This window comes from Yonghaparkia sp. Root332 (assembly GCF_001425665.1).
Taxonomy (GTDB): domain Bacteria; phylum Actinomycetota; class Actinomycetes; order Actinomycetales; family Microbacteriaceae; genus Microcella.
This window is the reverse complement of sequence record NZ_LMCX01000001.1, coordinates 834217-856327: the sequence shown is the minus strand read 5'-3', so window position 1 is coordinate 856327 and position 22111 is coordinate 834217. Positions and strand designations below refer to the sequence as shown.

General features: G+C 70.3%; 21 protein-coding genes. 1 reads left to right on the top strand and 20 read right to left on the bottom strand.

The genetic code is table 11. The features are described 5' to 3' along the window. Positions 1 to 160 precede the first annotated feature (160 nt). From hutI to hutH, 4 genes are read right to left on the bottom strand one after another with little or no spacing between them, the layout of a single operon-like run. Positions 161 to 1306 (bottom strand): imidazolonepropionase, encoded by a 1146-nt coding sequence (gene hutI, locus ASC54_RS04065; RefSeq protein WP_055896858.1) that lies wholly within the window; start codon positions 1304 to 1306, stop codon positions 161 to 163. Then, the gene (locus ASC54_RS04060) at positions 1303 to 2223 is read right to left on the bottom strand and encodes an arginase family protein (protein WP_082514833.1); all 921 of its coding nucleotides are present in this window, start codon (positions 2221 to 2223) and stop codon (positions 1303 to 1305) included. Before ASC54_RS04060 ends, hutI begins: the two co-directional genes overlap by 4 nt. Before the next feature lie 2 nt (positions 2224 to 2225). After that, positions 2226 to 3941: a urocanate hydratase gene (hutU, locus tag ASC54_RS04055; protein WP_055896855.1), complete on the bottom strand. Its 1716-nt coding sequence runs from the start codon at positions 3939 to 3941 to the stop codon at positions 2226 to 2228. A gap of 25 nt (positions 3942 to 3966) precedes the next feature. Beyond that, a complete protein-coding gene (hutH, locus tag ASC54_RS04050; RefSeq protein WP_055896852.1) occupies positions 3967 to 5499 on the bottom strand; it encodes a histidine ammonia-lyase in 1533 nt (510 codons plus the stop codon). Positions 5500 to 5596: 97 nt separating this feature from the next. Between hutH and ASC54_RS04045 the strand changes: the two genes are divergently transcribed. Then, complete coding sequence (locus ASC54_RS04045) at positions 5597 to 6361, top strand: IclR family transcriptional regulator (protein WP_055896849.1); 765 nt, start codon at positions 5597 to 5599, stop codon at positions 6359 to 6361. A 6-nt stretch (positions 6362 to 6367) separates the two neighbouring features. Here ASC54_RS04045 and ASC54_RS04040 read toward each other — a convergent pair whose 3' ends face one another. The 16 genes from ASC54_RS04040 to ASC54_RS12560 all read right to left on the bottom strand — a co-directional run bounded on the left by ASC54_RS04040 (position 6368) and on the right by ASC54_RS12560 (position 22106). Then, the gene (locus ASC54_RS04040; protein WP_055857259.1) at positions 6368 to 6841 is read right to left on the bottom strand and encodes a hypothetical protein; all 474 of its coding nucleotides are present in this window, start codon (positions 6839 to 6841) and stop codon (positions 6368 to 6370) included. Positions 6842 to 6986: 145 nt separating this feature from the next. Continuing rightward, the gene (tuf, locus tag ASC54_RS04035) at positions 6987 to 8180 is read right to left on the bottom strand and encodes an elongation factor Tu (RefSeq protein WP_055857263.1); all 1194 of its coding nucleotides are present in this window, start codon (positions 8178 to 8180) and stop codon (positions 6987 to 6989) included. Positions 8181 to 8290: 110 nt separating this feature from the next. Beyond that, a complete protein-coding gene (gene fusA, locus ASC54_RS04030; RefSeq protein ID WP_055896848.1) occupies positions 8291 to 10405 on the bottom strand; it encodes an elongation factor G in 2115 nt (704 codons plus the stop codon). An 85-nt stretch (positions 10406 to 10490) separates the two neighbouring features. Beyond that, a complete protein-coding gene (rpsG, locus tag ASC54_RS04025; protein WP_055857268.1) occupies positions 10491 to 10961 on the bottom strand; it encodes a 30S ribosomal protein S7 in 471 nt (156 codons plus the stop codon). Further along, complete coding sequence (rpsL, locus tag ASC54_RS04020) at positions 10961 to 11335, bottom strand: 30S ribosomal protein S12 (RefSeq protein WP_055857271.1); 375 nt, start codon at positions 11333 to 11335, stop codon at positions 10961 to 10963. The genes rpsG and rpsL overlap by 1 nt, the downstream gene beginning before the upstream one ends. A gap of 291 nt (positions 11336 to 11626) precedes the next feature. Beyond that, positions 11627 to 12415 carry a hypothetical protein gene (locus ASC54_RS04015; protein ID WP_055896845.1) on the bottom strand — a complete coding sequence of 263 codons (789 nt, stop codon included), beginning with the start codon at positions 12413 to 12415 and terminating at the stop codon, positions 11627 to 11629. A 35-nt stretch (positions 12416 to 12450) separates the two neighbouring features. Next, complete coding sequence (gene pilO, locus ASC54_RS04010; protein WP_055857278.1) at positions 12451 to 13095, bottom strand: type 4a pilus biogenesis protein PilO; 645 nt, start codon at positions 13093 to 13095, stop codon at positions 12451 to 12453. 2 nt (positions 13096 to 13097) lie between these two features. Continuing rightward, positions 13098 to 13802, bottom strand: coding sequence for a hypothetical protein (locus ASC54_RS04005; protein ID WP_055857280.1), 705 nt, complete (start codon positions 13800 to 13802; stop codon positions 13098 to 13100). Further along, on the bottom strand, positions 13799 to 14842 hold the full coding sequence (pilM, locus tag ASC54_RS04000; RefSeq protein ID WP_082514832.1) for a type IV pilus assembly protein PilM: 1044 nt from the start codon (positions 14840 to 14842) through the stop codon (positions 13799 to 13801). The genes ASC54_RS04005 and pilM overlap by 4 nt, the downstream gene beginning before the upstream one ends. Before the next feature lie 12 nt (positions 14843 to 14854). Beyond that, positions 14855 to 15691 carry an A24 family peptidase gene (locus ASC54_RS03995; RefSeq protein WP_055897950.1) on the bottom strand — a complete coding sequence of 279 codons (837 nt, stop codon included), beginning with the start codon at positions 15689 to 15691 and terminating at the stop codon, positions 14855 to 14857. 19 nt (positions 15692 to 15710) lie between these two features. Next, the gene (locus tag ASC54_RS03990) at positions 15711 to 17369 is read right to left on the bottom strand and encodes a hypothetical protein (protein WP_055896842.1); all 1659 of its coding nucleotides are present in this window, start codon (positions 17367 to 17369) and stop codon (positions 15711 to 15713) included. Then, entirely contained in the window at positions 17360 to 17899 is a 540-nt protein-coding gene (locus ASC54_RS03985) for a PilW family protein (protein WP_156376721.1), read from the bottom strand. The genes ASC54_RS03990 and ASC54_RS03985 overlap by 10 nt, the downstream gene beginning before the upstream one ends. A gap of 38 nt (positions 17900 to 17937) precedes the next feature. Next, positions 17938 to 18369, bottom strand: coding sequence for a prepilin-type N-terminal cleavage/methylation domain-containing protein (locus ASC54_RS03980; RefSeq protein WP_055896838.1), 432 nt, complete (start codon positions 18367 to 18369; stop codon positions 17938 to 17940). Between the two features lie 126 nt (positions 18370 to 18495). Beyond that, the gene (locus ASC54_RS03975; RefSeq protein WP_055896836.1) at positions 18496 to 18930 is read right to left on the bottom strand and encodes a type IV pilin protein; all 435 of its coding nucleotides are present in this window, start codon (positions 18928 to 18930) and stop codon (positions 18496 to 18498) included. A 165-nt stretch (positions 18931 to 19095) separates the two neighbouring features. Beyond that, positions 19096 to 20322 carry a type II secretion system F family protein gene (locus tag ASC54_RS03970; RefSeq protein ID WP_082514831.1) on the bottom strand — a complete coding sequence of 409 codons (1227 nt, stop codon included), beginning with the start codon at positions 20320 to 20322 and terminating at the stop codon, positions 19096 to 19098. Next, entirely contained in the window at positions 20319 to 22106 is a 1788-nt protein-coding gene (locus ASC54_RS12560) for a type IV pilus twitching motility protein PilT (protein WP_304437661.1), read from the bottom strand. The genes ASC54_RS03970 and ASC54_RS12560 overlap by 4 nt, the downstream gene beginning before the upstream one ends. Between the last annotated feature and the right edge of the window lie 5 nt (positions 22107 to 22111).

Here is a 22111-nt window from a genome sequence, read left to right as displayed (position 1 = left end):
CCCGCACCTGCGGGCTGCTCGTCCTATGCACTGCCTGGCAGTGAACCGCGCACGATAGCGCGGCGTGTGGAACTAGAAGAGTCTGCCACAGGCGAGAGAGTGCTGCAACCCGGGCGTGTCGCCTCAGAGTGGGGGCCATTTCTGGTGGGCGAGGGCGGCGCTATCTCACCCCACCCACGACCTCGCGCACGAGCGGCACCCCCACCCGGTACGCCAGCCACGTGTGCGACGGAGCATCGAGCACGACCACTCCCCCGCTCGCACCCACGCGCACCTCCCCCACACCCGAGCGCCGCAGCGCGCGAGCCCCGCCGACCGTCGCCGCTTCGAGAGCCTCGAGCGGACTGACCCCCATCTCCCGCACCGCGAGAGCGAGGGCGAGCGGCATCGACGACGAGTAGTTGGAGCCGGGGTTGCAGTCGGTCGCGATCGCGACGGAGACGCCCGCGTCGATCAGGCGCCGGGCATCCGGGTACGGCTGCCGGGTCGAGAACTCGACGAGGGGCAGCAGCGTGGCGACGGTGTCCGAGCAGGCGAGGGCGTCGATGTCGGAGGAGCTCAGGTGCGTGCAGTGGTCGACGCTCGCGGCGCCGAGCTCCACGGCGAGGGCGACTCCGCCGTCGGCGGCGAGCTGCCCGGCGTGGACGCGGAGGCCGAGTCCGGCATCCCGCCCCGCCTGGAGGATGATCCGCGCCTCGTCGACGGTGAAGGCGCCCGAGTCGATGAAGACGTCGACCCAGCGGGCGTGCGGCGCGCAGGCGGCGAGCATCTCGCCGCGCACGAGGTCGACGTAGGCGCCGCGGTCCTCGGCGTACTCGACCGGCACGACGTGCGCCCCGAGGAAGGTGGTCTCGTCGGTCACCTCGCGGGCGAGGCGCAGGGCGCGCTCCTCGTCGGCGACCGTGAGGCCGTAGCCGCTCTTGATCTCGAGGGTCGTCGTGCCCTGCGCCCGCGCCTGGGCGACGAGCGCGGCGAGCCGGGCGCGCAGCTCGTCGTCGGTCGCGGCCCGCGTCGCCGCCACCGTCGAGCGGATGCCGCCCGCCGCGTACGGCCGGCCGGCCATCCGCGCCTCGAACTCGGCCGCGCGGTCGCCCGCGAAGACGAGGTGGCTGTGGCTATCGACGAATCCGGGGATGACCGCCCCGCCCGCCGCGTCGACGCGGGCGTCCGCGGGCGGCGCGTCCGCATCGTCGCCCACCCACTGCACGACGCCGTCGACGAGCACGACCGCCGCGCCGTGCCGCACGGGGCGCTCGGGCTCGAAGGTCACGAGCTCGCCGATGTTCGCGACGACGACGCTCGTCATGCGCGCTCCTCCGCCGCCGGAATCGGCACGGGTCGCGTCGCGAGCCCCGCGAGCGCCTCGAGCACGCACAGCGCGGCGAGGCGCACGGTGCGCTGGTCGGCGCTGTCGCGCGCTGCGTCGAGCTCGGTGAGATCGATGCTCGTGACCGCCGGATGCGCCCCGGCGAGCCGCGCCGCGGTGCGCAGCTCGATCGCGCTGAGGCCGCCGGGCACGCTCGCCGGGCAACCGGGCGCGACGGCTCGGTCGCACACGTCGAGGTCGAGGTCGACGTGGACGGGGCCGCCCGCCGACGCGGCGCGGTCGAGCGCAGCGGTCACCGCGGCGTCGATCGGGGTGCGTAGCAGCTCGGCCCGGGTGACTACGGAGATGCCGTGCGCGGCGGCCCGCGCCGCGTAGACCCGCGAGTTCACGAGCGGCTCGATGCCGAGCTGGCTCACCCGCGCCCCCGCGAGCCCGGCCTCGAGCAGCCGTCGCACCGGCGAGCCGTTGCTGATTCCGTCGCGCAGGTCGTGGTGAGCATCCAGCGTCACGAGGCCCGCGGTCGCGATGCGCGCGCCCCACGCTCCGAGCGCGGCCGGCACCGTCGCGGCGTTGTCGCCGCCGAGCACGATGACGAGGGATGCCGCGGCCGCCACCTCGGCGACGCGCGCGGTCGCGGCCGCCTCCCCCGCACCGTCGGGCTCGACCGCGTCGCCGGCGTCGAGCACGACGAGCGGCGACCCGTCGGCCCGAGCCAGCGCGTCGGCGCTGCAGTAGCGCAGGGCATCCCGGATCGCCGCGGGGGTCGTGTGCGCCCGCCCGGGCGACAGCGACGTGCGCCAGGTCGGGATGCCGACCACGACCGCATCCGCCCGCGCGCCCGGCGTCCACGCGGTCCAGTCGCCCGCGCGGGGCCAGAGCGGGTCGTGGCTCAGCACGCTCAGCCCTGCTCTCGCATGGGGATGCGCACGCCGAACTGCTCCACGACGCCCTCGCCCTCGGTGTAGCCGGCGTCGATGTGCCGGATCACGCCCATGCCGGGGTCGTTCGTCAGTACGCGCTGAACCTTCTGGCCGGCGAGCGCCGTGCCGTCGGCGACGACGACCTGCCCGGCGTGGATCGAGCGGCCGATGCCGACGCCCCCGCCGTGGTGGATCGACACCCACGTCGCCCCCGACGCGGTGTTGACGAGCGCGTTGAGCAGCGGCCAGTCGGCGATCGCGTCGCTGCCGTCATTCATCGACTCGGTCTCGCGGTACGGGCTCGCGACGCTCCCCGAGTCGAGGTGGTCGCGCCCGATCGCGACGGGGGCACTGAGCTCGCCCGACGCGACCATGTCGTTGAACCGCTCGCCCGCGACGTCGCGCTCGCCGTAGCCGAGCCAGCAGATGCGCGCCGGCAGGCCCTGGAAGTGCACGCGCTCCTGCGCGAGCGGGATCCACCGCTGCAGGCTCTCGTTCTCGGGGAAGAGCTCGAGCACCGCGCGGTCGGTCGCCGCGATGTCCTTCGGGTCGCCGCTCAGCGCCGCCCACCGGAACGGCCCCTTCCCCTGCGCGAACAGCGGGCGGATGTACGCGGGCACGAACCCGGGGAACGCGAACGCGTCGGCGAATCCAGCCGCCTTCGCCTCCGTCCTGATGTTGTTCCCGTAGTCGAACACCTCGGCGCCGGCCCGCTGGAAGCCGACCATCGCCTCGACCTGCACGGCCATCGACGCGCGCGCCGCAGCCGCGAAGCCGATCGGGTCGCGCTCGCGCGCGGCGCGCCAGTCGTCCATCCTGTGCTCGAGCGGCAGGTAGGCGAGCGGATCGTGGGCGCTCGTCTGGTCGGTGACGATGTCGATGGGGGCGCCCATCTTCAGCAGGGCGGGGAAGACGGCCGCGGCGTTGCCGAGGACTCCGATCGAGAGCGGGCGGCGGGCATCCCGCGCCTGCGTCGCGAGCGCGATCGCATGATCGAGCGAGTCTGCCTGCACGTCGAGGTAGCGGTGCTCGATGCGGCGGGCGATGCGCGAGGGGTCGACGTCGACGCAGATCGCGACGCCGCCGTTCATCGTCACCGCGAGGGGCTGGGCGCCGCCCATGCCGCCGAGCCCGCCGGTGAGGGTGATGGTTCCGGCGAGGCTCCCCGCGAACCTCTGCGCGGCGACCGCCGCGAAGGTCTCGAACGTGCCCTGCAGGATGCCCTGGGTTCCGATGTAGATCCACGAGCCTGCCGTCATCTGGCCGTACATCGTGAGGCCGAGCTGCTCGAGCCGCCGGAACTCGTCCCAGTTCGCCCAGTCGCCCACGAGGTTCGAATTGGCGATGAGCACGCGCGGCGCCCACTCGTGCGTCTTCATGACGCCGACCGGCCGGCCCGACTGCACGAGCATCGTCTCGTCGCCCTTGAGGGTCGCGAGCGTGCGGGTCAGCGCGTCGAAGCTCGCCCAGTCGCGCGCCGCCTTGCCCGTGCCGCCGTAGACGACGAGCTCGTCGGGGTGCTCGGCGACGTCGGGGTCGAGGTTGTTCTGCAGCATGCGCAGAGCGCCCTCCTGCTGCCAGCCGAGCGTGTGCAGCTGCGTGCCGCGGTGGGCGCGCACGGGGCGGGGTCCGGATGCCGGGCGCGCGTCGCCGGCGGCGGTGCCGGCGTCGGGGCGGTGGGTCGCGATGCTCATGAGAGGCCTTTCGTGCGGTGCGGGTCTAGACGAGCTCGGGGACGACCGAGCGGGCGGCGGCGAGCAGCGCGCCGCTCTGGGTGAGGGCGACGGCGCGCTCGATCTCGGGCGCGAGGTAGCGGTCGGGGCCGGGGCCCTCGACCTCGGCGCGCAGGGCCGCGATGACCGCTGCGGTCACGGGCGACGGCGCGATGCCGCGCAGGTCGATGCCGCGCGCGGCCGTCAGCAGCTCGATCGCGACGACGCGGCCGAGCCCGTCGATCGCGCGGCGCAGCTTGCGGCCCGACGACCAGCCCATCGACACGTGGTCCTCCTGCATCGCGCTCGACGGGATCGAGTCGACGCTCGCCGGATTCGCGAGCCGCTTGAGCTCGCTCACGATGCCGGCCTGCGTGTACTGCGCGATCATGTGGCCCGAGTCGACGCCGGGGTCGTGCGCGAGGAACGGCGGGAGCCCGGCGTTGCGCGCCGGGTCGAGGAAGCGGTCGGTGCGCCGCTCGCTCATGCTCGCGAGATCGGTGACGGCGATCGCGAGGAAGTCGAGCACATACGCCACGGGCGCCCCGTGGAAGTTGCCGTTCGACTCGACCCGCCCGTCGAGCGTCACGACGGGGTTGTCGATCGCGCCCGCGAGCTCGCGGCTCGCGACGAGGGCGGCGTGGGCCATCGTGTCGCGCACCGCGCCGTGCACCTGCGGCGCGCAGCGCAGCGAGTAGGCGTCCTGCACGCGCGTGCAGTCGTCCGTCCTGTGACTCGCGACGATCGCCGAGCCGGCGAGCACGGCGCGCAGGTTCGCGGCGCTCGTCGCCTGACCGGGGTGGGGGCGCAGCTGCTGCAGATCCGAGGCGAACACCCGGTCGGTGCCGAGCTGGCCCTCGACGCTCAGGCCCGCGGCGAGGTCGGCGGTGGCCACGAGGCCGTCGAGGTCGGCGAGCGCGAGGCAGAGCATCCCGAGCATGCCGTCGGTGCCGTTGATGAGGGCGAGGCCCTCCTTCTCCTCGAGCTCCAGGGGGCGGATGCCCGCCGCGGCGAGCGCACTGCCTGCGGACACGAGGTCTCCCGCGGCGTTCCGCACCGAGCCCTCGCCCATCGCGGCGAGAGCGCAGTGCGCGAGTGGCGCGAGGTCGCCCGAGCAGCCGAGGCTGCCGTACTCGCCGACGACGGGGGTGATGTGTGCGTTGAGCATCGCTGCGTACGTCTCGGCGACGACGGGGCGGGCGCCCGTGCGGCCGGTGGCGAGCGTCGCGAGGCGCAGGAGCATCGTCGCGCGGACGACCTCGCGCTCGACCTCGGCTCCCGAGCTCGCGGCGTGCGAGCGCACGAGCGAGCGCTGCAGCTCGGCGCGCTTCGCGAGCGGGATGTGCGTGGTCGCGAGGGCGCCGAACCCGGTCGAGACGCCGTAGTGGGGCACGGTGTCGTGGGCCAGCCCCGCGATGAGCGCACGCGTCTCGCCCATCGCGACCAGGGCATCCGCGTCGATGACGACCTCGGCGTCGTGGCGAGCGAGCGCGACGACCTCGTCGCGAGTGAGGGTGCGGGAGCCGACCGTGATGCGCATGGCCCCAGTGAACCGCTCGCGCACGACCGCGGCATCGGCCTCTCGCGATAAAGTGTCTGAGATTTCAGACGATGTTCATGAGAGCGGGGGCCGCACGATGCCGGATGTTCCCGCAGCGCGCGCGGCCCTGCGCATCGTCACGCACCTCGCCCACCACAGCGAGCCCGTGCCCGCCTCGACGATCGCGCGCGAGCTCGGGCTGCCGCGCTCGTCGACGTACCAGCTGATCCGCGTGCTGCAGGAGGAGGGGTACGTCGTCCACTACCCCGAGCTGCGGGCCTACGGGCTCGGCGGGGTCGTCGCCGAGATCGGGTCGAGCGTGCTGCAGGCCAGTCGGCTCGCGCGGCTCGCGAACCCGCTCATCGAGCGCCTGGTCGCCGAGGCGCCCGTGCCCGCGGTCGCGCAGCTCGCGGTGCTGAGCGGGTCGGATGTCTCGTACGTCGGCCAGGCCTCGGCGCCGCGCGCGCCGACGACGGTGGCCCGGCTCGGCGTGCGCCTGCCCGCGCACCTCACGGCGACCGGCCGGGCGATGCTCGCGGCTCTGCCCGCCGCCCAGGTGCGCGCGCTCTACCCGCACCGCGACGCGCTCATCACTCGGCACGGCATCGGGCCGGCGACCCTGCGCGAGCTCGACGGGATCCTCGCCGAGACCCGCGAGTGCGGCTGGGCGGGCGAACACGGCGAGATCACGCCCGACTACTCCTCCGTCGCCGCCGCGGCGACCGACCGCACCGGCTACCCGAGTGCGGGCATCGGCCTGACCTATCGGGGCGAGGCGGTGGATGCCCGGACCGAGGGCGCGCTCGCCCGCGCGGTGCGCGCGGCGGCCGACGCCCTGACGGCGCGGCTCACGGGGCGCTGACCGCGCTCAAGCCGCGGCGGCTCCGCCCGTGGCGCCGCCGGGCGCCCGTCGCTCGAGGCGACGTGGTCGCACGATCAGCAGCTCGGTGACGAGCACCCCGATGATGGCCGCGACGAGGAGGACGGCGCCCGCGCCGAGCGCGATCGCGATGATGAGGCCCGACCAGCCGCTGTCGGCCGGGCCGGCGACCAGCGCGAGCAGGCCGGTGTTGACGCCGACCGCGATGACCGCGCTCAGCAGGTGGACGCCGATGCGGACGCCGACCGGGCGGTGCCGCAGCGCGACGGACCCGGCGATGAGCAGGAGTGTCCAGAGGCCGAGAGCGATGCCCGTCGCGCCGAAGAGGAACCGGGCGGCGTTCGGCACGATGTCGCCCGGCGCCGCGGCGTCTTGCCCGGTGACGATCGAGAGCCCGACGAGGGCGAGGACGATCGTGATGCCGAGGATCGATACGACCTCGGTGAGGATGCGCCTGGACATCCGTGCCGCCCTTCGCCGGGCATCCGCCTCATGACGGACGCTCTGCCGCGACTGTAGCGCCCCGCGTGCCGGAACGGTGCGCGACGGGAACGACGAAGCGGGGGCCGGGCATGCGCCCGACCCCCGCTCGCTGTGCTGCGAAGAACTACTTGATGATCTTCGTGACCGTGCCGGCGCCGACGGTGCGGCCACCCTCACGGATGGCGAAGCCGAGGCCCTCCTCCATGGCGATGGGCTGGATCAGCTCCACGACCATGTCGGTGGTGTCGCCGGGCATGACCATCTCGGTGCCCTCGGGCAGCGAGATGACGCCGGTGACGTCGGTGGTGCGGAAGTAGAACTGCGGGCGGTAGTTCGTGTAGAAGGGGTTGTGACGGCCACCCTCGTCCTTCGAGAGGATGTACGCGGTGCCCTCGAAGTTCGTGTGAGGGGTGACCGATCCCGGCTTCACGACGACCTGGCCGCGCTCGACGTCCTCGCGCTTGGTGCCGCGGAGGAGGAGACCGCAGTTCTCGCCGGCCCAGGCCTCGTCGAGCTGCTTGTGGAACATCTCGATACCGGTGACCGTGGTCTTCTGCGTCGGGCGGATGCCGACGATCTCGACCTCGGAGTTGATGCCCAGCGTGCCGCGCTCGGCGCGGCCCGTGACGACGGTTCCACGACCGGTGATCGTGAAGACGTCCTCGATGGGCATGAGGAACGGCTTGTCCTTGTCGCGCACCGGGTCGGGGATCGACTCGTCGACCGCGTCCATGAGCTTGACGATCGACTCGGTCCACTCGGGGTCGCCCTCGAGAGCCTTGAGGCCGGAGACGCGCACGACGGGCGCGTTGTCGCCGTCGAAGCCCTGGCTCGAGAGGAGCTCGCGGACCTCGATCTCGACGAGCTCCAGGATCTCCTCGTCGTCGACCATGTCGGACTTGTTGAGCGCGACGAGCAGGTACGGCACGCCGACCTGCTTGGCGAGAAGAACGTGCTCGCGCGTCTGGGCCATCGGGCCGTCGGTCGCGGCGACCACGAGGATCGCGCCGTCCATCTGCGCGGCACCCGTGATCATGTTCTTGATGTAGTCGGCGTGACCGGGGGCGTCGACGTGAGCGTAGTGACGCTTGGGCGTCTCGTACTCGACGTGCGAGATGTTGATCGTGATGCCGCGCTGGCGCTCCTCGGGAGCCGAGTCGATCGACGCGAAGTCACGCTGCACGTTCGTCGCCGAGGGGTACTTGTCGGCAAGCACCTTCGAGATGGCGGCGGTCAGGGTGGTCTTGCCGTGGTCGACGTGACCGATCGTTCCGATGTTGACGTGCGGCTTGGTCCGCTCGAACTTGGCCTTACCCACTGTGGGTCCTCCTCAGGACTCGGTTGCAGGCATCCATGGTCTCGGATGCTCTGCGGTTTGGTGTGTGTTTATCGTAGCGAGGCTCGGGGAGCCCCACCCAGGTCGAGTGCTTACTCGCCCTTGGTCTTCTGGACGATCTCGTCGGCGACAGCCTTCGGGACCTCCGCGTAGCTGTCGAACGTCATCGAGTAGACGGCGCGGCCCGAGGTCTTCGAGCGCAGGTCACCGACGTATCCGAACATCTCCGACAGCGGGACGAGGGCGCGGACGACCTTCACGCCCGTCGCGTCCTCCATCGACTGGATCTGCCCACGACGGGAGTTCAGGTCGCCGATGACGTCGCCCATGTACTCCTCAGGGGTGCGCACCTCGACCGCCATGAGCGGCTCGAGGAGCACGGGGCTCGCCTTGCGCGCGGCCTCCTTGTAGGCCATCGAGCCGGCGATCTTGAACGCCATCTCCGAGGAGTCGACGTCGTGCGCCGCGCCGTCGAGGAGCGTCGCCTTGACGCCCACCGTCGGGAAGCCGGCGAGCACGCCGACCTGCATCGCGTCCTGGATTCCCGCGTCGACCGAGGGGATGTACTCGCGGGGCACGCGGCCGCCCGAGGTCGCGTTGACGAACTCGTAGCTCGTCTCCGGCGTGACGTCCATCGGCTCGAGCGAGATCTGGACCTTCGCGAACTGACCCGACCCACCGGTCTGCTTCTTGTGGGTGTAGTCGTACTTCTCGATGGTCTTCTTGATCGTCTCGCGGTAGGCCACCTGGGGCTTGCCGACGTTGGCCTCGACGTTGAACTCGCGCTTCATGCGGTCGACGAGGATGTCGAGGTGCAGCTCGCCCATGCCCTTGATGACGGTCTGGCCGGTCTCGATGTTCTGCTCGGTGCGGAACGTCGGGTCCTCCTCGGCGAGCTTCTGGATCGCCGTGCCGAGCTTCTCCTGGTCGGCCTTCGTCTTGGGCTCGATGGCGACCTCGATGACGGGCTCGGGGAAGGTCATCGACTCGAGGACGACCTGGTGCTGCGGGTCGCACAGGGTGTCGCCCGTGGTCGTGTCCTTGAGGCCGATGACGGCGTAGATGTGACCGGCGGTGACCGAGTCGACCGGGTTCTCCTTGTTGGCGTGCATCTGGATGATCTTCCCGATGCGCTCCTTCTTGCCCTTGGTCGAGTTGATGACCTGGGCGCCGGAGTCGATCTTGCCCGAGTAGACGCGCACGTAGGTGAGGCGACCGAAGAACGGGTGCACCGCGACCTTGAACGCGAGAGCCGCGAACGGCTCGCTCGCGTCGGGGCGGCGCTCGATCTCCTTCTCCTCGTCGCGCGGGTCGTGCGCCACGGTGGGCGGCACGTCGAGCGGGCTCGGGAGGTAGTCGACGACCGCGTCGAGCATGGGCTGCACGCCGCGGTTCTTGAACGCCGAGCCGCAGAGCACCGGGTAGATCTCGGAGGCGATCGTCATCTTGCGGATGGCGCCCTTGATCTCGGCGACCGTGAGCTCCTCGCCGCCGAAGAACTTCTCGAGCAGCGCGTCGTCGCTCTCGGCGACGGTCTCGAGGAGCTGCTGGCGGTACTCGTTCGCCTTGTCGACGAGATCCGCGGGGATCTCCTCGACCTCGTACTTGGCGCCCATGGCGACGTCACCCTTGGAGTCGCCGCGCCACGTGAGCGCGCGCATCTCGACCAGGTCGACGACGCCCTCGAAGGTGCTCTCGAAGCCGATGGGGAGCTGGATGACGAGCGGCTTGGCGCCGAGTCGCTTGACGATGGTCTCGACCGTGAAGTAGAAGTCGGCGCCGAGCTTGTCCATCTTGTTGACGAAGCAGATGCGTGGGACGTCGTACTTGTCGGCCTGGCGCCAGACGGTCTCGGACTGGGGCTCGACGCCCTCCTTGCCGTCGAACACCGCGACCGCGCCGTCGAGGACGCGCAGCGACCGCTCGACCTCGACCGTGAAGTCGACGTGACCGGGGGTGTCGATGATGTTGATCTGGTGCTTGTTCCAGAAGCACGTCGTCGCGGCCGACGTGATCGTGATGCCGCGCTCCTGCTCCTGCGCCATCCAGTCCATCGTGGCGGCGCCGTCGTGGACCTCGCCGATCTTGTGCGTGATGCCCGTGTAGAACAGGATGCGCTCGGTCGTGGTGGTCTTGCCGGCGTCGATGTGCGCCATGATGCCGATGTTGCGGACCTTGTTCAGGTCGGTGAGCACGTCCTGTGCCACAGGGGGTTCCTCCGGTTCGATAAAGAGTGCGGGTGCGAGCAGGGGCGAGGGGCGAGCCCTCGGCCCCCGCTCGCGAAGCCGGTTGCTACCAGCGGTAGTGCGCGAAGGCCTTGTTGCTCTCGGCCATCTTGTGGGTGTCCTCACGGCGCTTGACCGCGGCGCCGAGGCCGTTCGAGGCGTCGAGGATCTCGTTCATGAGGCGCTCGGTCATCGTCTTCTCGCGACGAGCCTTGGCGTACGAGGTCAGCCAGCGCAGCGCGAGCGTGTTCGCGCGGTGCGGCTTGACCTCGACGGGCACCTGGTAGGTCGAGCCTCCGACGCGGCGGCTGCGGACCTCGAGAGTCGGGCGCACGTTGTCGAGCGCCTTCTTCAGGGTGACCACGGCATCCTGGCCGTTCTTGGCGGCGACACCCTCGAGAGCGCCGTAGACGATGCGCTCGGCGAGGCCCTTCTTGCCGTCGAGGAGGATCTTGTTGACGAGCTGGCTGACGATCGGTGCGCCGTAGACGGGGTCTGCGACGACGGGGCGCTTCGGCGCCGGTCCCTTACGAGGCATTACTTCTTGTCCATCTTCGCTCCGTAGCGGCTGCGCGCTTGCTTCCGGTTCTTGACCGCCTGGGTGTCGAGCGCGCCGCGCACGATCTTGTAGCGCACGCCGGGGAGGTCCTTCACACGACCGCCGCGGACGAGCACCATCGAGTGCTCCTGCAGGTTGTGGCCCTCACCGGGGATGTAGGCCGTGACCTCGGTACCGTTCGAGAGCTTCACGCGCGCCACCTTGCGGAGCGCCGAGTTCGGCTTCTTGGGCGTGGTCGTGTACACACGGGTGCACACGCCGCGCTGCTGCGGGTTGGCCTTCAGGGCGGGCGCCTTGGTCTTGACGACCTTCGGCGTGCGACCCTTGCGGACCAGCTGCTGAATAGTGGGCAAAGTTGCTCCTTGGAAATGCTGCACGGTGACAGCGGTTGCGGTTTGTTGTTCCCCGTCTGCCAGTGGCGGTGACGGGCTCACGCGAGGTCCGACGATGATCGCGAGCGATCGGTGGCGGACATGCCGTGGGGGTGTGTCTACTGCGCGATTCGGCCCAGGGCCGGGTGCGCTCTCATCAGTGACCCTCGTGCGGATGCTCCGCCTCGCGCCGACCGGACCGCTCTCGCGGCACAGCACAAGCGCGTGCGAATGCACACACGCAGTCAAGAATACGCGCGGGGGCCGCAGGGGTCAAACGGCGGGGGTCGGGGCGCCCTCCCGTGGGGCTCCGGCACGCGCGGCCGCGAGCTCGCGCTCGTACTCCGCGCGGGCCTCGGCGTTGCGGGCCTTCGCCGCGCGCCCGTGGCGGGCCACGAGCCCGCCCACCCAGATCGGCACCTCGCGCGCGGCGATCGCCGCGGACCAGCCGAGCGGGTTCGTGATCTGCAGCAGCAGGAAGCGCTGCAGGTCGGCGGGGCTCGCGCCGGTCGCCTCGGCGCTCAGGACGGTCGACCCGATGAAGACGACATAGACGAGCGCGGCCACGAGGAAGCCCCCCAGCACGTGCGCCCACCAGCCGGCGCGATTGACGATCAGGACGAGGACGACGTAGCCGACCGCGAAGGCGATGACGGGCATCCAGAAGCTGGGCGTCGAGGCGAAGGCCTGCACCTGCTGCGCGAGGCCCGGCCCGCCCGCGCCCAGGCCGATGAAGATGAAGAGCGTCGCCAGGACCGCGTAGAGGATCGTGAAGACGAGGCTCGAGGCGAGCGCGACGCCGACGCCGAGCCTGCGCGAGCCGTGGCGGCGCGGAGGCTGCGGGGCCGGGACGTAGACGATGCGCTCGGGCTGGGGCTGCTCGGCCGGCGCGGGCGGGGCGGCGACAGTCGGCGCCGACGGATGCACGGGCTCGGGCTGGTCGTCCGGGCGGGGATGCTCCGCGATGGCCGCCGGTTCCTCGGGGGCCGCCGGCCGATGGTGATCGGTGTCGGCGGCCTCCGGGGTGGAAGCCTGGTCGTCGGTGCGGTCGTGCTCGGTCATCGTCGGCCCTTCGTCGTCAGCGCGATCCTCCCACGCTACGGTGACGGGCTGGCACTCGGCTCGGCGCTCGGCGCCGCGCTCGGGTCGGCGCCGGCGGCGCCCTCCTCGGTCGGGAGCACCGCGCCCTCCTCGGGCAGGACGAAGATGATGCCCTCGAGCGTGACGCGGCCGGACTCGGCGTCGTCGCCCGTCGAGAACCGCCCGACCCACATCAGGCGCGGCCCGAACTGGGCGGCCTTGAGGAACTGGGCGAGGCTCTCGGGAGCGCCGAGCGCACTGATGCGGACGGGGATCCCGACGAGGTCGGTCACGCCCACGGGCTCGAGCAGCGCCGCCGGCACGAGCTGCGGAGGCTCGGTCGACACCTCGTTGAGCGCGACGCCGGACGCCACCGCGAGCTCGTTGAGCTGGCCGAGCAGGTCGGGCAGCTCGGGCTCCTGCGGGATCTCGACGCGGATGGCATCGAGGTCGCTCTGGAGGGCGGGGAGGTTGTCCGACAGCTCGCGGAGCTCCACCAGGACTGCCTCGTACTGGTCGTTGACCTCCGACACACCGGCGCGCTCGGAATCGGCGGCGGTCGCCTCGGCCAGTCGCGGCTGGATTCCGAGGAACCACCCGGCGAGCAGGATGAGCACGGCGACGAAGGCCGAGCCGATGACCCACAGTCTCAGGATCGACATGATCAGTCCTCCTCCTCGGCGTCGGCCGTCTCCGGCGCGTAGCGCCCGAGGAACGCCTCCTCGTTGAGGAGGAACTCGATGGTCACGGTGTAGCTCGCGCCCTCGCTGCCGACGACGGACGTCGGCGGGGCGATCCCGGCGAAACCGGTCACGCCCTCGAGGTCGGCGAGCCAGGCCTCGACGTCGGGGACGGTCGGGCTCGTGGCGTTGATGCGGATGCTCGCCACCGAGTCCTGGCGGAGGGGCTCGGGCTCGGGGTCCGCTCCATCGGCGGTCTCCCCCGAGTCGGGGGCGCCGCCGTCGGTGATCTCGCCATCCACCGAGACCAGCAGGACGCCGGCGGGCAGCGTCGAGCGCACCTCGGCCAGAAGCGCCTCCCAGTCGATCTCGGCCGAGGTGACGGCGCGTCGGGAGTTGGTCGCCTCGGTGAGCGCCGCGTCGATCGCCCGGGCGTCGGCGAACTCCTGCTGCTGGGCGAGGAGCGTCTCGGAGCGATCCCGCTCGGCCTGGAGCTGCGCCTGGGCGATGAACGCGAGCACGGTGGCGCCGGCGACCGCGAGAACGGTCACGAGGGCGAGCAGCCCGACGGCGAGGACGAGCCGGCGGACGATCGGACGACGACGGATCGCCTCGCGCGCGGACGCCGGAAGCAGGTCGGCGCGCGGCGTGCCTCCGAGCTGCAGAGTCTCGGTCTGCTGCTTGCTCATGACTGGACTCCCATCGCCAGACCCACGGCCGCTCCGGCGCGAAGCGCCTCGGAGACGCCGAAGCCGTTGAGCGACTTGGGCATCCGGACGCGCTCGAACGGCGCGGGCGCGACGAGCGTGATCCCCGTCGACTGCGCGAGGGCTGCGGGCAGGCCGCGCAGCCGGGCTCCGTTGCCCGTCAGCACGAGGGATTCGACGCGCGCGTTCTCGTGCGTCGACGAGTAGTAGCGCAGCGTGTTGATGACGCTCGTCATGAGCTCGCGCGTGGTGTCGAGGATGATGCCGGCGCTCTTCGCGTCGTTCGGCGGCACGATCTCGGGGTGGAGGCCCTGCGCGACCTTGAGCTTCTCGGCCTGGTCGCGCGGCACCTCGAGCTGCGTCACGAGCGCCCGAGTGGCGTCGTCGCTCCCCGAGGGGATGATGCGGACGAAGTCGGGCACCCCGTTGCTCGACACGACGACGTTCGTCGTCGTCGCGCCGATGTCGACGATCGCGCTCACGCCCTCCGACTGCGCGCCCACCGCGCGCTGGAGCGCGAAAGGCACGAAGTCGACTCCGACGACCCGCAGGCCGGCCCGCGCGACGGCCTTGACGTTCGTCGACACCGCGTCGGCGTAGGCGGCGATCAGGAGCCCCCGGACCGTGGGTCCCTCGTCCGACGGCGCGCCATCGGCCACCGGGTAGAAGTCGATGATGGCCTCGGCGACGGGCATCGGGATGAGCTCCTGGACCCGCAGCGGAAGCAGGTCGCGGATCTCCTTCTGGGACAGCTTCGGCATCACGAGGTCGCGCGCGACGACCTTCTGGTCGCCCATGCCGAGCAGGACGTCCTTCGTGCCGAACTTCGCGTCGACCCACATCTTCTTGAGGATCGTCGCGACCGCGGTCGGTTCGACGATCTCGCCGTTCCGGACGGCGCCGTCCGGCAGCGCCGCCTCGTGATACGCCCGCACCTCGATCGGCCCGTTCTTCGACGCTTTCGCCTCGACGGCCCGGATCGCGGTCTGGCCGATGTCGACCCCCACGATATGACTGCTCATGATTTTGCCCCCCTAGACAAGTTCAATTCCGAACAATGACAGATAGGAGGCCGCGATGGATGCCCCCAAAACGAGTCCCACCCACGAACCGGCGATCATCCACGGGCCGAAGGGGATCCCCCCCTTGCGCGAGACGCGCTTCAGCAGCAGGAGGGCGATGCTCACGAGGCCGCCGAGAACGAAGGCGCCGAAGGCGCCGACAGCCAGGGCGGCCCATCCCGAGAAGCCGAGGAACGCCCCGAGTACGCCGGCGAGCTTGACGTCGCCCATCCCCATCCCGCCCGGCCAGGCGACGGCCATGACCGCGTAGGCGATGAAGAGGATGCCCGACCCGGCCGCCATGATGCCCAGCCGCTCGAGATCTCCCGCGAGGATCGCGGGCACCCCGAGGCCGATCGCCGCGACCGCGTAGCCCGGCAGCACGATGACGTTGGGCAGTCGATGGGTCTCGAGGTCGATCGCCGTGAGGGCGATGCTCACGGCGGCGAGCCACAGGTAGGCGACGAGCATGAGCGCGCCGGCCAGCAGGCCGAGCGCACCCGCCGCCTCGACGACGGCACCAGCGGGGCTCAGCGGCGAGAGCATCCACGCCGCGACGAGAGCGAAGGCGAGCGACGTGCCCGCCTCGATGAGCGGATAGCGGGCGGAGATCGGCTCGGAGCAGTCACGGCATCGGCCGCGCAGGACGAGCCAGGAGACGATCGGGATGTTGTCGTACGGCCGGATCCGCGTGCCGCAGCCCGGGCACGCGCTGGGCGGGTGCACGACCGACTGCCCCGCCGGGACGCGGTGGATGACGACGTTGAGGAATGAACCGATGAGGGCGCCGAGCACTGCTGATCCCCCCATCAGCAGCGCCGCCGCCGCGTCACCCACCGGACGCGACCTCGCGGATGCTCAGGCGGTCGCCGAGGTAGGCGCCCACGAGCTGGAACACGGGCGGCAGGCTCGCGCTGAAGTCGACACCGGGGGGCGACGTGGGCACGTAGGTCATCTGCGCCTGCTGGTCGAAGTCGATCACGCCGCCGTAGAGCTGGCCGCGGAGACCGTTCCGGTCGGAGATGATCTCGCACGGCGAGTAGAGGAAGGCGGAGACCGTCGACTGGATGTCGGCCTCGTTCGTCAGGTAGATGTTGCCCGCCTCGCCCGTGCAGGTCGGCAGCTCATCCGCCGTGTTGTCGGGCACGACGAAGTACAGCTTGCGGTTGACCGATGGCACGGACGACGCGAAGTAGAGCTTGTTGAACGTGAACTTGTCCGCGATGAAGACGATGTTCGTGGAGAGACCGATGTTGGGGCTCAGGTTGTTGTTGGTCGTGACCCCGCCGATGCACCCGGTCGCGTCGATCACTGTCGGCGTCGTGTACAGCGACAGCGCCACCCATCGCGGGTCGAGGCTGCCCATCGTGCAGCTGCCTGTCCAGGTCACGCGGTTGGTGAAGCCCTGCTGGTACCAGGTGGTCGCCTGGAACTGCGTCGCGTTCGTCACGGCCCAGGGCATGTCCACCCAGTTGGGGACGCGCGGGGCGATGGGCGCCTGCAGCCCGGTGACCGCGGTGGACTGCGTGCCGCTGATCGTCCCGTTGCGCTGGATCGTGCCGGAGCTGAGGACGTTGCCGCCGATCGTCGACCCGTTGGCGACGATGACCTTCGTGGACGTGTCGCGGGTGGCGGTGACGTTGCCGAGCACCTGCGAGCCGGAGCCGCTGAGCACGCTCACGTTCCCGCCGGCGAACACGTTCCCGTTGACGCGGGTGCCCGCCTCGATGCGGACGGTCGGGTTCGTGCCGGTGATGCCGTCACCGCCGGCGATGACGTCGCCCGTGACGAGACTGGCCCCGTCGATGCCCGCCCCCTTCGTGACGTGGAGGGTTCCGGCGATCGTGCACGCCGTGAGGTCCGCTGCGCCGTTGGCGAGGATGACGTCCCCCGCCACCGAGGCGTTGTTCGAGCACTCGAAGTCGCCCGTCTTGATCTGCACGTCTGCCGAGATCGTGAAGTCGGCGGAGTCGAGGACGAACTTCTTCAGCACGCCGTCGATGGAGTAGGCGTACACGGCCGGGTCGATGTCGGGCACTTCGACGTACTCGGGGATGTACTGGTACACCGCCTCGACGACGCGCTCGCCTCCGATGTCGCTCGCCCCGAATGTGGGGCGCTCGGCGAGGCCCGTCGAGACGAACCGCACCTGCGTCGCGGTGTTGGGCGGGCACCCGTCGGACCAGCCGGAGCCGGTGTCGTGCTGGATCTCGACCGTGTAGGCGGGCGCCGTCGTGCGAGTGATCGTGCCCGAGGACGGGCAGCCGCCGGCGCCGCGGAGCGCGAGCTCGGCGGCGTTGATGCCGGCCTCGGCGGCCCCTCGGGCCTCGACGGACGCAGCCGCTCCGTTCGTGGTCTGCAGGGAGCTGACGCTCACGGTGCCGACCGTGACGGCGATGACGCCCGTCACGCCCAGGAGGGCGATGACGCCGATGAGCGCGCTGCCGCGGTCGTCCCGACGGGTGTTCAGGAATCTGCTCAGAAACATGGTGCGGTGACCTTCCCCGTGGCGGGTATGGGTTGCTTCGAGATGATCGTCGTATCGAGCGTGACCGGAATGCCCGATCCATTCGCGACGGTGAAGCCGACCGCGAGAGACCGCTCGTCCGCCGCCAGAGAGAAGATCGGGTCGGTGCCGATGGGAGCGACGCCCTCAGCCACGAGTAGCCAGGATGCGACCTCGGCGGCGGTAGTGGGCACGGGGATAGCAGCATCGGAGCGAGTCGTGCGGAGCTGGCCGTCGACGACGACCCACGCCTGGCATTGCCACACCCCCTCGGAGGATGAGTCGAGCGATCTGGTGCGGACTACTGCAACATCCGCAACAGGTGCCGACACCTCAATCGCGCTCGCGTTGTGGATTCCGCGGTTGAGCGACTGCGCCGCAAGTTGCGCGGTGTCGGTGGCCTCAGCGGAAGTCCGGACGGTGTTCTCCGCGCGAAGCGAGTTGATAAGGATTGCCGCGATGATTGTGAGCACAATGACCGCAAGCAACATGTATATGAGGAGCTCGATCAAGCTCACCCCCTCGTCGCGATCGCGCAGGCGATGAATCATCAGTTGGCGCTCTCGATGATGACCGTTGTCGTGGACTCGACTATCAGACCCGGCTGGCTGTCAGCGGAGACGGAGACAGTCACTGCGACGGAGAGCGGATATCCCGACGAGGGACAGGTCGCCGCGTTGCGCGTTGCGGTATAGATCGTGCCCCTCTCGTCCGTGACTGTAGGCACGGTCGCCCCCTCGAAGGCGGCCAGGGCGGCGCACGTGCGCGAGAGCAAGCTCACCGCGTCAAGCTGCTCGCTGACGAGCTGAGTCGCCGTCGCCGTCGTCGCGTTGCGGACAGTCGTCCGCAACGAGTCAACGAGCAGAGGAAGGAAGGCGACTGCGAGGAGGGCCAGGAGGAACATGGAGATGACGATCTCGACCAGTCCGAACCCAGCGTCATCGTCCCGCTCACTTCGTTGTTCACTGCAGTTCGTGTTCATGTCCCACCCCCTCCTCGCTTGGATGTGTTCGCCACTCCGATTGAGCGGCCGGACCTGCGCAAAGCCCGAGGACGGGGCGCCACGCTGTGCGTGGCACCCCGTCAGGAAGTCCGATCTAGAGGCGGACTAGGCGGCAGGCGTTGCGACGTTCGAGACGCAAGTGCCCTCGATGACGCCGCTCTTGTCATCGGCGGCCCAGCTCTTGCCCGTCACCTCGTCGTGGGTACCCGAAACGCAGAAGGCTGCCGCAGTGCCCGCGATGGTGATGTTCACCAGATCGCTCCCTGCAGCTTCGGTGGCGATGGTGCCAAGCTGCGTGGTGTCCGGGAAGGTGCCGTTCTCGACAACGAAGGCCACGACCTGGGTCTTGGCATTGGTGACGGCTGACTCGACCGCGCTGCCCTTCGCCTGCTCCTGCTGCCCAAGGAAGATCGGGATGGCGATCGCGGCGAGGATGCCGATGATGATGACGACGACGAGGAGCTCGATGAGCGTGAAGCCCTTCTCGCCCTCTTCGCGGGCCGCGCGAACCTGCGCGAGCTTGTCGTGAAGCTTGATCATGATGTTGTTTCCATTCCTGTTCAGGTGAACTGAGTGACAGGCGGGCCCCCAATGAAACTGCCCCCTTGAGAGAACTCTCATATTTTTCGTGCGCCTTGCCCATTCCCCAGTAGGGGGGTGACGCGAACGAGGGTCGGCCTTTCTGGGGACCGCCGGCCGGCGGCCCTACTTGACGAGCGTGAAGATGTTGAACACGGGGAGGTAGAGCGCGACGATCATGCCGCCGAGGAGCACGCCCATGAAGGCGATCATGAGGGGCTCGATGAGGGCGGTCAGCTGCTCGGTCGTCGATTCGACCTCGGCGTCGTAGAAGTCGGAGATCTTCTCGAGCATCATCTCCAGCGAACCGGAGTCCTCGCCGACGGAGATCATCTGCGTGACCATGGACGGGAAGACCGGCTCCTCGGCGAGCGGTGCGGCGATGCTCTTGCCTTGCCGGACGCTCTCCTGCACGTTAACGAGCGCCTTCTCAATCACGAAGTTCCCCGACGTGGCACCCACGATCGAGAGCGCCTGGAGGATGGGAACACCGGACCTCATCATCGTGCCGAAGTTGCGAGTGAAGCGCGCGATGGCGATCTTCTTGGCAAGTTGCCCAAACACCGGCGCCTTAAGCTTCATCGGGTCGACCACATTGCGCACTTCAGGGCGATGCTTGTTCTTGCCCCACCAGATACTGAACGCGATCAGTCCGATAATCAGGACCGGAAGCCAGAAGGGAGCGCTTTCCGACAGCACGACGAGGAATTGCGTCGGAAGTGGCAGCTCACCACCGAGTCCCTCGAACATCGCTTTGAATACCGGAACGATGAACACGATCATGCCGATCATGCCGACCACTGCCATGACGAGCACGACGACGGGGTAGGTCAGCGCTGATTTGATCGTCCCTCGAAGCTTGACCTCCTTTTCGTAGTTCTCCGCGACGGACTTGAGCGACTCCTCCAGGAAGCCACCGGTCTCGCCGGCGCGGACGAGGTTGATGAAGAGGGGTGGGAACACCAGAGGGTGCTTCGCGATCGCATCGGAGAGCGACAGGCCGCCCTCGACCTCCTTGCGCACCTCGTCGATGGTGTCGCGCAGTTTCGGATTCTCGCTCTGCTCCGCCAGGATCGACAGCGCCCGCATCAGCGCGAGGCCCGAGGAGATCATCGTGGCGAGTTGCCGACTCATGACGGCGAGATCCTTCAGTCCTACCTTCTTCTGGAACAGCCCGCCGAGCGAGATCTCCTTGTTGATCCCGGTCCCGGCCTGGCGCACCGTCTCCGGCTGGATCCCCATCGACCGCAGCCGCATCGTCGCGGCGGCCTCCGAGGCTCCGTCGACCGAGCCGCTGACCTTCTTGCCGGCGGCATCCTTGCCCCGATAGGTGTAGGTGAGAACGTTCGTCATGACTGGCCTCCTGCAGCCTGCATGCGGTCGAAGTCGGCAGCCGGGTCGAAGGCGGCGCCGTCCTGCCGCGTCACGAGGCGCTGCAGCGTGTCGTGGTCGTGCGCCTTCTCGCGCGCGGCCGTGATCGTGATGGTGCCCGCGTTGACGAGCTCGGCGAGGTGCTGGTCCATCGTGTGCATTCCGGACCCGCGGCCGGCCTGCATGGCCGAGCCGATCTGGTAGGTCTTGCCCTCGCGGATCAGGTTCGCGATGGCGGGCGTCGCGACGAGCACCTCGGTCGCGACCGCTCGGCCCTGCCCGGTCGCCCTCTTGACGAGGGTCTGGCAGACGACGCCCTGGAGGGTCGCGGCGAGCTGCTGCCGCACCTGCCCCTGCTGGAAGGGCGGGAAGACGTCGATGATGCGGTCGATCGTCTGCCCGGCATCCTGCGTATGGAGCGTCGCGAACACGAGGTGACCGGTCTCGGCGGCGGTCAGCGCCGTCGAGATGGTCTCGAGGTCGCGGAGCTCGCCGATCAGGATCACATCCGGGTCCTGCCGCAGCACGTGCTTGAGCGCGTTCTGGAACGAGTGCGTGTCGGCGCCGACCTCGCGCTGGTTGACGAGCGACTTCTTGTTCTTGTGCACGAACTCGATCGGGTCCTCGACCGTCATGATGTGGTCGGCCCGGGTCTCGTTGACGAGGTCGATGAGCGCGGCGAGCGTCGTCGACTTGCCCGAACCGGTCGGCCCCGTCACGAGCACGAGGCCGCGCGGCAGGGTCGAGAAGCGGCCGACCACCTCGGGCACGCCCAGATCGTCGAGCTTCTTGATGTCGGTCGGGATGAGACGGAAGGCCGCACCGATCGTGCCGCGCTGGCGGTAGAAGTTCACGCGGAAGCGCGACTGCTCGGTGAGAGGGAAGGCGAAGTCGAGCTCCTGCTTCTCCTCGAACTGCGCCATCTGCGCGGGCGTCACGATCGAGTAGAGGGCGCGGGCGACGCGATCGGCGTCCCAGATGCCCGTCGACTGCACCGGCCGCAGCGTGCCGTCGATGCGCACCATGGGCGGCGCGTTCTTCGACACGTGCAGGTCGGAGCCGCGCGTCGCGACGAGCTCGTGCAGCGCCGCGAGCAGTTCGGGGTCGCCCTTCGGGTCGCCGTGACGGATCGGCGCGGCGGCCGAGGCCGGCGCCGACGTCGTCGGGGCGGGCGCGGAGGCCTCCCACTCGGAGGGGCTCCATTCGGCCCGGGACGAGCTCGCGGGCAGCGGCACGACCGGCTCGACCCGCGGGGTGGATGCTCCGCTCGGCACGATCGGAGGCGCCGAGGCCGCGACGGGCGGGGGTCCGCCCACGGGCCCGGGCGTGCTGACGGGTGCCGGCGCACCGACGGGCGGCGGCGCTGAGAGCGGCGCGCCACCCACCGGCGGCGGAGCCGACAGCGACGAGGACGCGAGAGGCGACGACCCGACGGGCGGCGGCGCGCTGAGCGGCGAGCTCGCGGGCGGCGGCGCGTTGTAGGGCGCGGTGGAGCCGGGCGGCGGCATCGTGGGCGGCGCGCTCGGCGGAACCCCGGGCATCCCCGTCTGCGTGACGTTGAGCGGCAGGGCGCTCGCCGAAGCGACGACGTCGGCGGCGCTCGGCACCGCGCTCGGGGCGCCGGACGGGCCCGCTCCTGCGGCGGCGGCGAGGGCATCCCAGTCGGCGGGCGAGACGCGACCGCCCGCCGCGGCGGCCCGGCGCAGGAAGGACAGGTCGGAGTCCTCCGGGTCCATCGGGATCTCGTGGATCGGTCGGTCGGTCATGAGTG

Coding starts and splice junctions, on each gene's coding strand:
- hutI (WP_055896858.1), bottom strand. CDS start 1,306: ATGACGAGCGTCGTCGTCGCGAACATCGGCGAGCTCGTGACCTTCGAG.
- hutU (WP_055896855.1), bottom strand. CDS start 3,941: ATGAGCATCGCGACCCACCGCCCCGACGCCGGCACCGCCGCCGGCGAC.
- hutH (WP_055896852.1), bottom strand. CDS start 5,499: ATGCGCATCACGGTCGGCTCCCGCACCCTCACTCGCGACGAGGTCGTC.
- ASC54_RS04045 (WP_055896849.1), top strand. CDS start 5,597: ATGCCGGATGTTCCCGCAGCGCGCGCGGCCCTGCGCATCGTCACGCAC.
- ASC54_RS04040 (WP_055857259.1), bottom strand. CDS start 6,841: ATGTCCAGGCGCATCCTCACCGAGGTCGTATCGATCCTCGGCATCACG.
- rpsG (WP_055857268.1), bottom strand. CDS start 10,961: ATGCCTCGTAAGGGACCGGCGCCGAAGCGCCCCGTCGTCGCAGACCCC.
- ASC54_RS04015 (WP_055896845.1), bottom strand. CDS start 12,415: ATGACCGAGCACGACCGCACCGACGACCAGGCTTCCACCCCGGAGGCC.
- pilO (WP_055857278.1), bottom strand. CDS start 13,095: ATGTCGATCCTGAGACTGTGGGTCATCGGCTCGGCCTTCGTCGCCGTG.
- ASC54_RS04005 (WP_055857280.1), bottom strand. CDS start 13,802: ATGAGCAAGCAGCAGACCGAGACTCTGCAGCTCGGAGGCACGCCGCGC.
- pilM (WP_082514832.1), bottom strand. CDS start 14,842: ATGAGCAGTCATATCGTGGGGGTCGACATCGGCCAGACCGCGATCCGG.
- ASC54_RS03995 (WP_055897950.1), bottom strand. CDS start 15,691: ATGGGGGGATCAGCAGTGCTCGGCGCCCTCATCGGTTCATTCCTCAAC.
- ASC54_RS03990 (WP_055896842.1), bottom strand. CDS start 17,369: ATGTTTCTGAGCAGATTCCTGAACACCCGTCGGGACGACCGCGGCAGC.
- ASC54_RS03980 (WP_055896838.1), bottom strand. CDS start 18,369: ATGAACACGAACTGCAGTGAACAACGAAGTGAGCGGGACGATGACGCT.
- ASC54_RS03975 (WP_055896836.1), bottom strand. CDS start 18,930: ATGATCAAGCTTCACGACAAGCTCGCGCAGGTTCGCGCGGCCCGCGAA.
- ASC54_RS03970 (WP_082514831.1), bottom strand. CDS start 20,322: ATGACGAACGTTCTCACCTACACCTATCGGGGCAAGGATGCCGCCGGC.
- ASC54_RS12560 (WP_304437661.1), bottom strand. CDS start 22,106: ATGACCGACCGACCGATCCACGAGATCCCGATGGACCCGGAGGACTCC.